We start from the raw sequence: 12888 nt of genomic DNA, 5'->3' as shown, positions 1-12888 counted from the left end.
CGATGTTTCGGGACCATGCACGCGTGACGGCCAGGCCCCTTCGTCGACCACCGGCCGGGGCTCGTATGCTTGCTCAGCAGTATCGAGAATGGCGATGAATGTGGCAAGCGGCCTTGCTGCCGCGCCGCACACCGGCAGTGGCGACGCGCCGCCGGCTCAGTTCTTCGCGTCCTTCGCCGCAGGCTTCGGCTTGGCTGCGGCAGGAGCGGCCGCGGCGGCGGGCTTGGCAGCGGCGCTCGCTTTTGCTTCCGCCTTGGCGCCGCCCTTCGCGGCATCCTTGACGGTTTCCTTGGTGCCCTTGGCCTGCACCGGCTTCGGTTCGGCCGGGTTCTTTGCAGCCTGCTTCTGCGCGGCCGGCTTGCTCGGTGTCGCCGACTTGGCCGCAGGCTTAGCGTCCGGCTTGGCGCCCGCAGCATCGGGCTTGACGGCGATCTTCGCGGTGACGCCTTTCTTCTTGCCCTTCTTGGCGGGCGGCGTCTGGCTCGCTTCGTCGGCGGCAACGGCTGCGACCAGCGCTGCGCCCGAACGCTTCGGACCGGTATAGACGACCATCGGCTCGGCGGCGGCCGCCGGCAGCGCCAGCATCTCCGACGGCTTCAGCGAGGCTGACGCCCCGGCCGAGAACAGCGAGAAGTTGCCGTCGCCGTTCTCGCTCGTTCCGTTGGTGCCGGCTGCGATCTCGACGTGATCGTCGTCGGACTGGATGCCCGGCCGCTTGCGTTTCGGCCCGCACATGTCGTCGCGCAGGTTCGGCGGGTCTGCCAGCACCGGCTCCATCGAGGCGAGCGTGCCGTGTGACGGCGTCAGCCATGACAGGCCCGAGGTCTTGCTGAAGCCGCGCTCGAGCAGCTGGGCGGCCTTCGCGGCGCGCACCGGCGAGGACGGCGCACCCAGCACGACGGCGATCATGCGCTTGCCGTTGCGGGTCGCCGAGGCGACGAGGTTGAAGCCGGAGGCGCAGATGAAGCCGGTCTTCATCCCGTCGGCGCCGGGGTAGCGGCCGATCAGGCTGTTGAAATTGCGCGTCACCCGCCGGCCGAACTTGATCGCCGGGATCTGCGCGAAATACTCATACTCAGGCAAATCGCGAATGATGGCGCGCGCAAGCATCGCCATGTCGCGCGCCGAGGTGATCTGAGCGTCGGCCGGCAGTCCGTTCGGATTGACGTAGGTCGTCTGCGTCATGCCGAGCCGCAACGCGGTCCTGTTCATCTCGTCGGCGAACTTCTCGATCGAACCGCCGACGCCCTCGGCGATCACCACCGCCATGTCGTTTGCGGACTTGACCATCATCATCGCCAGCGCGTTTTCCAGCGTGACGGTGGTGCCGGCCTTGAAGCCCATCTTCGACGGAGCCTGCGCGGCGGCGGTCGGCGAGACGGTCAGCAGCGTGTCGAGCTGCATGCGGCCTTCCTTCACCGCCTTCAGCGCCACATACATCGTCATCAGCTTGGTGACGGAAGCAGGATGCCAGGGGTAGGTCGCGTTCTCCTGGTAGATCACCCGTCCCGAATCCGCCTCGACGACGATCAGCGCTTCAGACCGCGCCGGCTGCGCAAGCGCGACGACGGCAGCACAGGCGATGACGGCGAGTGCGACAAAGCGAAACGATGAGAAGCGATGGGATGCTGGCAAGTGATGCACGAGTCCGGTTCCGGTCCTGAAGGCGCATCCACGTAAGATGCCGACCTTCGCGAAAGTTGCTCTTGGTAGTTTGCAAGCGGACGGGCTTTACCGCGAAGTTGTCGTGCATTCTAGCAAAACTAACTTGAGTCGAAAGCTTAAAAGACGATCTATAATTGCCCAATCGCCAAGGATATCGGTCCAATTTGTAGCGCAGTTGTCCCGCTTTGGAGCGCCCCTGGTAGCTATTTGTCCGGTTCCACGCTGGCGAGAGGCATCGCCTCGGCCCGAGCCTGCTCCTGCACCATGAATTGCGCTTTCGCAAGTTCGGCGAAATGGCCGCCGCGCGCGACCAGTTCGTCGAAGGTGCCGCTCTCGATCACCTTGCCGTTGTCGAACACGAGGATGCGCGTGGCATTGCGGATGGTGGAGAGGCGGTGGGCGATGACGAAGGTGGTGCGACCTTTCATCACCTCGTCGAGCGCGGCGTTGACCTTCGCCTCGGTGACCGCGTCGAGCGCGCTGGTCGCCTCGTCGAGGATCAGGATCGGCGGGTCCTTGAGCAGCGCGCGTGCGATCGACAGCCGCTGACGCTCGCCGCCGGACAGCATGCGTCCGCGCTCGCCGGCATTGGTGTCGAACTTCTGCTCGCCGCGCTCGATGAACTCCAGCGCCTGCGAGCGCTCGGCGGCCATCTTCATTTCCGCCTCGGTGGCGTCCGGCTTGCCGACGCGCAGGTTGTCGGCGATCGAACGGTTGAACAGCAGCGCTTCCTGGAACACGACGCCGATGTTCCGTCGCAGCGCCGAGAGTTTCAGCCCGCGCACGTCCATGCCGTCGATCTTGATGACGCCGGACTGCGGATCGAAGGCCCGATGCAACAGCGCGATCGCGGTGGACTTGCCGGCGCCGGTCGGACCGACCAGCGCGATCGTCTGCCCGGGCAGCGCCGTGAAGGAGAGATCCTCCACCGCGGGCCGCTTGCCGTCATAGGAGAACGAGACGTCCTGGAACTCGACGAGGCCGGAGAGGCGGCCAGGGTCGATTGCGTCGGGCCGGTCGCGCACCGCCGGCGTCGCATCGAGCACCTCGTAGAACTGCTTCAGCCGCGGCGCTTCCATGAAGATGGTGTTGACGAAGCTGACCACCTGCTCGAGCTTGGCGATCAGCATGGTCGCGAAGTTCACGAACATCACGATCTCGCCGATGGTGGCGAGACCCTGCCCGTGCAGCAATACGCCGACGACGAAGATCGACAGGATGGTGATGGTCGTCGACGTGCGTGTCATTACGGCGACGAGAGCCCACCAGGACAGCACCGGCATCTGCGCGGACAGCAGCCTGCTGGCGAGCTTGCGCAGGTCCTGCACCTCGGCGTCGACACGCACGAAGCTCTGCACCAGCGCGACGTTGCCGAGCGCGTCGGACGCGCGCGCGGCGAGATCGGAATAATGCTCCTCGACCTCGTTCTGCATGCCATAGGTCTTGCGCACGACGATGGTCGTCAGCACGGTGAAGACGATGCACAGGACGAACAGCAGGATCGCGAGCCGCCAGTTCAGATAGAGCGACAGCGGCAACAGCACGATCAGCGAGACGATCGAGGCCAGGTGCTCACGGAAGAAGCTGAGCCAGATGCCCCAGAGCGCATCGGTGCCCTGCAGCATCACCTTCATCAGCCGGCCGGAATGCACGCCGGTGTGAAAGGTCAAAGGCAGTTGCAGGATGTGGTCGAAATAGTTCGTCAGCACCGCCTGGCGCTGCCGGTGCGCGAGCCGGTCGGCCTGCAGCGCGACGATGGCGTTGCAGGCGATGGTGAAGAGGCCGAAGCCGACCCAGGCCCCCAGCAGCGGCCAGATCGAGGGCGGTATCGCCCGCGTGCCGGCCGCCTGGCCGTTGGTAAGGGCGTCGATGATCCAGCCGAACAGCACCGGTTCTGCGAACTGCGCGATCGCGAGCAGCACGTTGGCAAGCGCGAGGAACCAGCCGAGCCGGGCTTCCGATCCGAGCGATTTGAGGACGCGGGCATAGAGATGGAAAAGCGCCATTCGTCACACAGGTGGGCGGCGTCCAGTGGCGGCGCGCGCGTCTTGCGGTATCAACGTCACTCGATCTTACGCGATGTCGCCGGGGGAAGGAAAGCGCCGTTGAAAACGTCCTGTGCCGCGGGCCGGTTGCGAAACTTGTAGTCAACCGCGATCTGTTCCAGCGAAGCGTCGAAACGCTCGGCGGTCATGTCGCCGATACCGTCGCGCCGGACTTCGGGGGTGACGATGTTGTCATGCAGGATCGCACGAACGCGCTCCTGCTCGAGTTCGCGCGAGCCGCCGTCCATCTGCGCCAGGACATCCTCGGTCGCGTGCACCGGATCCTTGACCGCGAACCTTACGCCGTTGATCACCGCGCGAATGAAGCGCGATACGGCGTCGGGGTTGGCGGCCGCGAATGCGGGGTTGACGACCAGCGCCCGTCCGTAGGAGCGGTCGCCGAAATCGGTGAAGCGGATGACCAGAAGATCCGAGCGAGGCACGCCCCGGTCGCGCACATTGATCGCCGAGGCGTAGGACATGCCGCTGACGGCATCGACCTGTCCCGCCGACAGCATCGGCTCACGCACCGCCGCGCCGATCTTCTCCAGCTTGACCTTGCTGGCGTCGAGCCCGACGCGCTTCGCAAGGGAGGGCCACATCCGGATCGCCAGATCGCCCTCCGCGACGCCGATCGTCTTGCCTTGCAGGTCGGTCACGCTGTCGACGCCGCGGCTGCGGCGGGCGATGATCGCGTAGCCGTTCTCGTTGTGCATGATGAAGACCGCTTTCAGCGGTGTGCCATTGGCGCCGTCGCGATAGCGGATCAGCTCGTTGAAATCGGCGAGCGCGATGTCGGCTTCGCCCTTGGCGAGCTTGGCGAGGGCCTCGGCCGATCCGTTCACCGCCGTCGTCGCCACGTCGAGATCCTCGGCCCGATAAAGCCCGCGGTGCATGGCGACCGCGAACGGCACCGCGGCGCCGTCGATGCGCCGGTCGAGCGTGAAGCGGATCGCCGTCGCAGCATCGGCCGGGGTGGAAAACGCCCCGAGAAGCGCAAGTGTACTCAGGGCTGCGAATAACAGGAAAAATGACCGGACGGCGGGTTGAACACGCATGATACGCACTTCGATCGAGGGAGCGCCGACTCACGATGAGCCTGTGAATCCGTCGGATAAAAACACAGGATCGTCCGCAGCGCGACCTCGAATCTGTCGATGTTTCTGATGATGTTTGCGTGACGCTCGCGCGGGCTGTCCACAACGGACGAAACGTCGCAGAATGGAACATTGCTGTTCAAGTTGCATTCACATTGCGCGGGCCATGATGACTTCAATGCGGCGGGTTCATGTCCCGGACGAGCGCTGCCGCGCGGGATCAGCACAGATGTTGTTTCGTCGTCCAAACCTTGCTGCCTCGCCTTCGGCGAGAGCGCGTCTCATGTTGCTGGCGTCGATTGCGGCGCTGGTCGTGACGTCCTTCGACGCTCAGGCGCTGCCTGCTCTGCGGGCTTCGTCCGGCCAGCAAGTGACTCCGGCTGACGCCGTGGAGTTCGGCGCACGCAAGCGAACGCGTGCAAGGCGCGGCGATGCGGCGGCGGGTGCCGCCATGATGGGTCTGATGATCGGCGCAGTCGGCGGCGTCATTGCCGCCCAGCAGCGCCGCGAGGCCTACGAAAATTATCACCGGCGCGCCTACGGCTATCGCTACGGCTACCAGCGGCCGTACGTGCCCCGCCACCAGCCAGGCGCCTACCGAAACTACAATCCGAACTGGCCCGATCGTTACCAGCGTATCGATCCGCAGAACCCGAACACGACCAATTACGGTCCGCCGCGGATCGGCTGGTAGTGACGCACGCTGCACGCTGCTGTGAGACTTCTTTGAGAGCCGAGGTGTCGGGGTCTTCCATTTTCCTTCACTTGGCGTGTGCAATTGGCACCACGACGTTAACACGTGCGCCACGGCATTCCGTTAGTCTGGTCGCATGAGTGATTCGGTTGAGCGCCTCTACAAGGCGATCGTCGCAGCAAAGGAGCTGGACCCCGGCGTCTCACGGACCGCGCGGCTGCTTCGCCGTGGCCAGGCCAAGATGGCCAAGAAGCTCGCCGAAGAGGCCATCGAAGTCGTCATCGATGCCGTGCAGGGTGATGCGCAGGCTGTCGTGCGGGAAAGCGCCGACCTGATCTACAATCTCGCCGTCGTCTGGGCCGCCGCGGGCGTGCATCCGCAGGACATCTGGGCCGAGATGGACCGGCGCGAGCGCCTGCTCGGCATCGCCGAGAAGCTGCCGAAATCCCATGCAACCGAGAGAGCCCAGCCGGCGGCGAAAGCGGTCGTCGGGGTCGGAAAGTCCGCCGCCATGGCGGTGCGCCGCCCGGTGATCGCGCTGGAGGCGCGCCGCTCGCCGAAACGGCGCTGACGCTGCCCGCAGGCGCGGCGTACGCTGAATTATCGGGATTTCCGGCCGTTTCACAGGCTTGTCATTGTTCCCGGATTCCCTGAGGTTTCGTGACGGCGGCTGCCGCGAATGCAAATGGCGGCACGAGAAGGGCGACACTGTCATCATTCATCTGCTAGTACGCCATGCTTTCGACGTTTGGGCGGGGGATTGCCACAGGCGATCGTAGCGATGTGAAAGCACCGTCCTCGCCCTCACGTCACCGACAGCGCGAATTCTTTAGGAGCCGGCCGCCTCATGCTGAGACGAATGTACGACTGGTGTGTTGCGTCGGCCGACAAGCCCTACGCAGTCTGGACGCTTGGCATCGTCTCCTTCGCCGAAAGCTCGTTCTTCCCGGTGCCGCCCGACGTGATGCTGATCCCGATGTCGCTGGCCAAGCCGCAACGGGCGTGGTTCTTCGCGCTGGTCTGCACGGTCACCTCGGTTGCAGGCGGCGTGCTCGGCTACGCGATCGGCGCGCTGCTCTATGACTCGATCGGCGGCTGGATCATCCAGCTCTACGGCTATGGCGACAAGGTCGAGCAATTCCGTGCAGCCTACGCCGAATACGGTGCATGGATCATTCTCCTGAAGGGCTTCACGCCGATCCCCTACAAGCTCGTGACCATCACTTCGGGCTTCGCCGGCTACAGCCTGCCGCTCTTCATCCTGTTCTCCGTCATCACCCGCGGCGCGCGCTTCTATCTGCTGGCGTTCCTGTTGAATCGCTACGGCCCGAGCGCGCGGAAGATCATCGAGGAGCGTCTGGGCTTCTGGGTGACGATCGGCGCGATCGGCCTCGCGCTGGGCTTCGTGATTGCCTACTGGGTGTTCTGAGCTGCCGCTCAGATTGCCCTTTTGTTGACGCCCTTGAGCGCGTAGGCTGCGCGGATGTCCAGAAGGGTTACGGCGGGACGTCCAGCAAGGCGCCGCGGCGCGGCGTGGCTGGTATTGGTGCTGTTCGGCCTGGTCGCCGCGATCGCGCCGTTGCGCGCGCAGACCTCGCCAGCCCCCGCGCCGGAGCAGCCGCCCGCGACATCGTTTGCCCCGCAATCGCCATCGACGCCTTCCTCCGCTCCGCCAGCGTCCAGCCGCCCGGGCCTGATCGACAAGCTCGGCGAGTGGTTTCGCGACTCCGCCGACGGCGTGTCCTCGGGCCTCAAGGGGACACAGCAGCGCATTTTCGACATCAACAAAGGCGCACTCGACACGTTGACGGGCATTCCGACCGCGGGCTTCGCCATGGGACGTTCGCTCTGCCCGCGCGCCGCCAACGGCGCACCCGACTGCTACGCGGCGAGCGAAAAGCTCTGCAAGGAGAGGGGTTATACGGCGGGGCGGAGCCTCGACACCGAGTCGGCCGAGACCTGCAACCCGCGCATCTACATGCCCGGCTATCAGCGCAAGGAAGGCGACTGCCGGATCGACACCTTCGTGACGCGCGCCGCCTGCCAGTAAGCCGGAGCTGGCCTCGGTTGTCCGGCTGGCGATTAGAGATGATGCCTATCATCGTACAATGCGTTCGCCGCATTGGCCTATCGCGAAAACGCGCCGTCCCCGCCGATTGCATCTGGGCCGGGTTCTGGCATCGTGCGCCGCGACCATCCGGCCGGGACGATCAGCCGATCAGGCGAGGCGGCCGCCAAGCTTTGAGGGATTTTTGAGATGCCAATGCCTGCCTTGTTCAAGAACCGGCTGTCGATCCCGGTCATCGGCTCGCCGATGTTCATCGTGTCGGGCCCGGAGCTCGTGATTGCCCAGTGCAAGGCGGGCATCGTCGGTTCGTTTCCGGCGCTGAACGCGCGTCCGCAGTCAATGCTCGACGAGTGGCTCGCCCGCATCAAGGAGGAGCTCGCCGAGCACGACCGCAAGAATCCGGATCGCCTGTCGGCGCCGTTCGCGGTCAACCAGATCGTGCACCGCTCCAACAATCGCCTCGATGCCGATCTTGCCATGTGCGAGAAGTACAAGGTGCCGCTGATCATCACCTCGCTCGGCGCACGCCCCGAACTCAATCAGGCGGTGCACGGCTGGGGCGGGCTCGTCTTCCACGACGTGATCAACCAGACCTTCGCGCACAAGGCCGCCGAGAAGGGCGCTGACGGGCTGATCCTTGTGGCTGCGGGCGCAGGCGGCCACGCCGGCACCGTGTCACCGCTCGCCTTCGTCACCGAAACGCGCGAGTGGTTCAACGGGCCTATCGCGCTGTCGGGCGCCATGGGCAACGGCCGGGCGGTGCGCGCAGCGCGCGTGCTGGGCGCGGACTTCGGTTACATCGGCACCGCCTTCGTCGCGACCCATGAGGCGAACGCTGCGCTGGGTTACAAGGCCATGGTGGTCGAGCACGGTGCCGACGACATCGTCTACTCGAACGCCTTCACCGGCGTGCACGGCAACTACCTGAAGCCGTCGATCAGGAATGCCGGCCTCGATCCCGAGGCGCTGCCGACCTCCGACAAGACGCAGATGAGCTTTGCGACCTCGGCGGACGGCGAGCGCACCAAGCCGAAGGCCTGGAAGGACATCTGGGGCTCGGGCCAGGGCATCGGCAGCGTCAAGGGCATCGTCTCGGTCGAAGAGTTCGTTGCGCGGCTGCGCAAGGAATACTTCGAGGCGAGCGATCCCGCCTTCGACGGCTGGACCGCAAACGCAAGGGCGGCGTGAGCGTCGACCCGTAACGAGCCCGTATGAAGCGCAGTCGGTTCGCCGACCGACTGCGCGGCTGAGCACGGAAGACCGAATGACCGACATCCCGGCCGGCTTCTCGCAGTCAAAGCGCTCCTCGGGCTACCTCGACCTGATCGGACCGATTTTTGAGGCGGGCGAAGGCGCCGACTATCGCCTCGGGCTGCGGGTCGATGCGCGCCACGTCAACAGCCGCGGCACCTGCCATGGGGCGCTGTTCTCGGCGCTGGCGGACGTCTATCTCGGACGGCTGGCAGCGATGAGCACGACACCTCCGCTCGCGCTGGTCACGGCCCATCTCGGCCTCGATTACATTGCCTCAGCGTCGATCGGCGCCTGGCTGGAGGCGGTGGGGCAGGTCGATCGCGTCGGCAGGACGCTGGCCCATTCCTCGGGGCGGATCTTCGCCGACGGCAAGATCGCGCTTCGCTGCACCGGCGTGTTTCAGGTGACCTCCCGTCCCGTGCCGGGGAGGAATGCTTAAAAGGCGAACGCTTCGCCTCCGCGTCACGCGGCTCCCTTGGAGTCCTTGCGCGTCTGCGCCACCGCGTTGCGCGCCGCGAGCGCCATCAGGCTCACATCATTGGTCAGCGTCACCAGGCGGAAGCCGCGCGCGATGCACTTTGCCGCATCCTCGGCGCCGCCGGTGTGGATGCCGGCGAAGATCTTGCGCTTGGCACATTCGGCGATCACGCGGTCGTAGATCGCAAGGATCTCCGGCTCCTGCCGGTCGAACTTCGGCGCCAGCCCGTAGGACAGGCCGAGGTCTGAAGGTCCGATATAGACACCGGCAATGCCCTCGACATCGAGGATCGGCTCGAGATTCCTGACTGCGCTCTGCGTCTCGATCATCGGAATGCACAGCGTCTCCGCATTTGCGGTCTTCTGGTAGGTCCCCGGCTCGCCGTAGAGGCCGGCGCGCACCGGTCCGTTGCTGCGCGTGCCGCGCGGCGGATATTTGCACGCGGCGACGAAGGCTTCGGCTTCCTCCGGCGTGTTGACCATTGGGCAGATCACGCCCTGCGCGCCTGCATCGAGCACCTTGCCGATGATACCGGGTTCATTCCATGGCACCCGTACCAGAGGCGTTACTGGATGTGGCTGCATTGCTTGGAAGCAGTGCACCATCGACAGATAGTCCTGCACGCCGTGCTGCAGATCGACGGTGACGCTGTCGAACCCGCACTGCGCCATCATCTCGGCCGAAAAGCCCGACGGGATCGCCAGCCAGCCGTTGATGACGGCCTTGCCGGATTGCCAGATGGTCTTGACCTTGTTCGTCATTTGAGCGCCGCCCCTGTTCGTTTGCGCCGATGCCGGATCACCATCGCATTGCCCGCGCGCAAATCCAATGGCCGGCGGACCGCAGGCCACAGCCCTTCTCATCGGCCCTTTCAATCGGCTGCGACATCAATTCCCGAAATCTCCTTGGGCCGCCCGACAGAACCGGCTTAGACTAATTGGCAATCAGCAAGACGGAGTCGACCCGCGCCAACATCACCCGGAGGAAAGCAATGTCCATCAAACTTACGCGGCGCAGCGTTATTCGTACCGGCGCAGCCGCGGCAGCGTTGCCGTTGATCGGCACACCGGCAATTGCGCAAGGCTGGCCGAACAAGCCCATCAGGTTCGTTGTCAGTTATCCGGCGGGCGGAGCCACGGACATCTTCGCGCGCGCCTATGGTGACTATATCTCGAAGCAGATCGGCCAGCCTGTGGTGGTCGAGAACAAGGCCGGCGCGGGTGGCACGGTCGGCGCCGTCGAAGTCAAGCGCTCGCCTGCCGATGGCTACACGCTGCTGTTCACGATCTCGACGACGATGATCATGAACAAGGTGCTCTATAAGAACCTTCCCTATGATCCCGACAAAGACTTCACGCTCATTTCCTACATGCCTGCCGGCAGCCTGCCGACCATCGTCGCGGACAGCACCGGCGTGACGAACCTCAACGAGCTTGCCGAATATGCGCGCAAGAACAAGACCAACATCGGCACCTATGCTGCAGGTTCGTATGCGCATCTCGTCGTCGCCGAACTGAACAAGCATTATGGACTGAATATGGAAGCCGTGCACTATCGTGGTGAGGCGCCGATGTGGGCGGACTTCTTGACGGGATCCCTGCAGGGCGGCTCCGGCGCCTGGTTCGTGGCGCAGAACGTGCTCCAGTCCGGCAAGGGACGCGCGATTGCGGTGTCGCAGAAGCGCATGAGGAAGCTTCCAGGGGTGCAGACGTTCGCCGAGCAGGGTGTGACGTCGGACGTATTCCGGCTGCAGGGTTTCGTCTGCGCCGTCGGCCCGACCGGCATGCCCGACGAAATCGTCAACCGTTACTCCGACCTGTTCGTCGAAGGCGGCAAGAGCGAAAAGGTGCAGCAGCTGCTCGACCAGTTCGGCATCGACGATCCGGCAGTCGGTCGCGCAGGCTTCCAGAAGCTCGTCGCCGAAGAGGGCCCGATCTGGTTGAAGGCCGTATCGAGCCTCGGGCTGACGCCCGAGTAAGCATCGGGCAACAGCCCGTTTCGGCAACGTCATGGCGGTTGGCAGCGCTTTGCCAGCCGCCTTAATTTTTTGTCAGGTGTTACACCCGCGGGAGTTGTCGAGGCGACTTGAACTCTAGGGAGCCAAGACGCTAGTGTCCCGAATCCGAAGTTCGCCGTACTTTGCAGCGAGCTCAGAGCGAACTTCGGATTCGATCAGGATACTAGCAAGTTTATGATTCTAGTGTCGTTTATGGATCAGAAATTCGCACGATGGACTCGCGGCAATGGCGGTGCGAATTTCTGATCCACGACACTGGAGCGTATTCCGTTCAGGTTGAACGGAATACGCTCCAGATTGCTTTTGGTGGTCGCATTTTCTTCCGCAAAGCCGGTATCCACCTTTTCAGGAAAATGCTCTAGGACACGGAAATGTCCCGCCACAGGCGGCATTAACCCTTGGGAGAAGCTGATGTCTTTCGACTTTACCCGTCGCAATTTCCTCGCAACGGGAGCAGCCGCGGCCACGCTGCCCATTCTCGGCACGCAGGCGTCGGCGCAGGCGGGCTGGCCGAACAAGCCGATCAGGGTCATCGCCGGCTATCCGGCGGGTGGTCAGACCGACCTGTTCGCGCGCACTTACGGCGACGTGATTTCGAAGAAGCTCGGTCAGCCGATCGTGGTTGAGAACAAGGCCGGCGCCGGCGGGACAGTTGCTGCGCTCGAGGTGAAGCGCGCTGCTCCCGATGGCTACACGTGGCAATTCACGATCTCGACGACGCTGATCATGAACCGCGTCCTGCTGAAGGACGTGCCTTATGATGCGGACAAGGACTTCATCCTGATTTCGATCATGCCTTCCGGCAGCCTGCCGCTGGTCGCAAGCGCCAAGACGGGCGCGAAGACCCTCAAGGAGTTCATCGACTACTGCAGGAAGACGGAACGGGTCAGCGTCGGCACCTACGCTGCAGGCTCCTATGCGCACATGGCGGTCGCCGAACTCAACAAGCAGTACGGGCTGAAGATCGAGCCGGTGCACTATCGCGGCGAGTCGCCGATGTGGGCCGACGTTGCCGGCCAGACGCTCGATGGTGCGGTCGGCAGCTACGGCGCGGCACAGGCCGTGCTGCAGGGCGGTCGCGGTCAGGCGGTTGCGGTGTCACGCCGCCGCAATCCCCTGCTGCCCGATGTGCCGACCTTCAAGGAGCAAGGAACGACCTCCAAATGCTTCGAGCTCACCGGCTTCCAGAGCTGTTCCGTTCCGGCCGGCACGCCGATCGAGATCGTCAAGCAGATTTCCAACCTTCTGGTGGAAGCCGGCAAGAGCGACAAGGTCCAGGAGATGATGAAGACCTTCGGTGTCGACGAGGCCGCCATGACCTTCGACGAGACGCAGAAGCTCTACAACGACGAGAAGCCGATCTGGCTCGAGCTCGTGAAAAGCCTCGGACTTGAGCCGACTTGATGTCGAATTGAATGAATCGCCTCTCGCCGCTTGCGCATCACATCCAGCCAGGAGGTGACCGCGTGGCCTGATTTGGCGCAGAGGCGATGATTGCAGGAGGAAGCGGCTGAATGTCCGCCGATCAGCCGCTTCCGCCAGGTACGATGTTTGACAGAGGTGGGGCGTC

The 12888-nt window shown here is 64.3% G+C and carries 12 protein-coding genes; 8 read left to right on the top strand and 4 right to left on the bottom strand.

The features are described from left to right. Positions 1–156: 156 nt before the first annotated feature. From RCO31_RS23340 to RCO31_RS23330, 3 genes are all read right to left on the bottom strand, one after another. On the bottom strand, positions 157–1644 hold the full coding sequence (locus RCO31_RS23340) for a D-alanyl-D-alanine carboxypeptidase family protein (protein ID WP_308970908.1): 1488 nt from the start codon (positions 1642–1644) through the stop codon (positions 157–159). A gap of 224 nt (positions 1645–1868) precedes the next feature. Beyond that, entirely contained in the window at positions 1869–3671 is a 1803-nt protein-coding gene (locus tag RCO31_RS23335; protein ID WP_308970907.1) for a glucan ABC transporter ATP-binding protein/ permease, read from the bottom strand. Positions 3672–3727: 56 nt separating this feature from the next. Then, positions 3728–4768 (bottom strand): ABC transporter substrate-binding protein, encoded by a 1041-nt coding sequence (locus tag RCO31_RS23330; RefSeq protein ID WP_308970906.1) that lies wholly within the window; start codon positions 4766–4768, stop codon positions 3728–3730. Positions 4769–5090: 322 nt separating this feature from the next. Between RCO31_RS23330 and RCO31_RS23325 the strand changes: the two genes are divergently transcribed. From RCO31_RS23325 to RCO31_RS23300, 6 genes are all read left to right on the top strand, one after another. Then, positions 5091–5501 (top strand): hypothetical protein, encoded by a 411-nt coding sequence (locus tag RCO31_RS23325; RefSeq protein ID WP_308970905.1) that lies wholly within the window; start codon positions 5091–5093, stop codon positions 5499–5501. 136 nt (positions 5502–5637) lie between these two features. Next, positions 5638–6072 carry a phosphoribosyl-ATP diphosphatase gene (gene hisE, locus RCO31_RS23320; protein ID WP_308970904.1) on the top strand — a complete coding sequence of 145 codons (435 nt, stop codon included), beginning with the start codon at positions 5638–5640 and terminating at the stop codon, positions 6070–6072. Between the two features lie 276 nt (positions 6073–6348). Beyond that, positions 6349–6930 (top strand): YqaA family protein, encoded by a 582-nt coding sequence (locus RCO31_RS23315; protein WP_308970903.1) that lies wholly within the window; start codon positions 6349–6351, stop codon positions 6928–6930. A gap of 54 nt (positions 6931–6984) precedes the next feature. Continuing rightward, entirely contained in the window at positions 6985–7551 is a 567-nt protein-coding gene (locus tag RCO31_RS23310; RefSeq protein ID WP_308970902.1) for a hypothetical protein, read from the top strand. 207 nt (positions 7552–7758) lie between these two features. Further along, the gene (locus tag RCO31_RS23305) at positions 7759–8757 is read left to right on the top strand and encodes a nitronate monooxygenase family protein (RefSeq protein WP_308970901.1); all 999 of its coding nucleotides are present in this window, start codon (positions 7759–7761) and stop codon (positions 8755–8757) included. Positions 8758–8833: 76 nt separating this feature from the next. Then, complete coding sequence (locus RCO31_RS23300) at positions 8834–9262, top strand: PaaI family thioesterase (protein WP_308970900.1); 429 nt, start codon at positions 8834–8836, stop codon at positions 9260–9262. 23 nt (positions 9263–9285) lie between these two features. On the opposite strand, the gene RCO31_RS23295 is transcribed toward RCO31_RS23300, so the two are convergent. Beyond that, positions 9286–10062 carry an aldolase/citrate lyase family protein gene (locus RCO31_RS23295; RefSeq protein WP_308970899.1) on the bottom strand — a complete coding sequence of 259 codons (777 nt, stop codon included), beginning with the start codon at positions 10060–10062 and terminating at the stop codon, positions 9286–9288. Positions 10063–10292: 230 nt separating this feature from the next. On the opposite strand from RCO31_RS23295, the gene RCO31_RS23290 reads away from it, so the two are divergent. Then, the gene (locus RCO31_RS23290) at positions 10293–11279 is read left to right on the top strand and encodes a tripartite tricarboxylate transporter substrate binding protein (protein ID WP_308970898.1); all 987 of its coding nucleotides are present in this window, start codon (positions 10293–10295) and stop codon (positions 11277–11279) included. Between the two features lie 450 nt (positions 11280–11729). Beyond that, the gene (locus RCO31_RS23285) at positions 11730–12722 is read left to right on the top strand and encodes a tripartite tricarboxylate transporter substrate binding protein (protein WP_308970897.1); all 993 of its coding nucleotides are present in this window, start codon (positions 11730–11732) and stop codon (positions 12720–12722) included. Positions 12723–12888: the final 166 nt, after the last annotated feature.

The organism is Bradyrhizobium sp. LHD-71 (assembly GCF_031157255.1).
Taxonomy (GTDB): Bacteria; Pseudomonadota; Alphaproteobacteria; order Rhizobiales; family Xanthobacteraceae; genus P52-10.
Note: the sequence above shows the minus strand (reverse complement) of the source record. Positions and strands in the feature narration are given on the sequence as shown.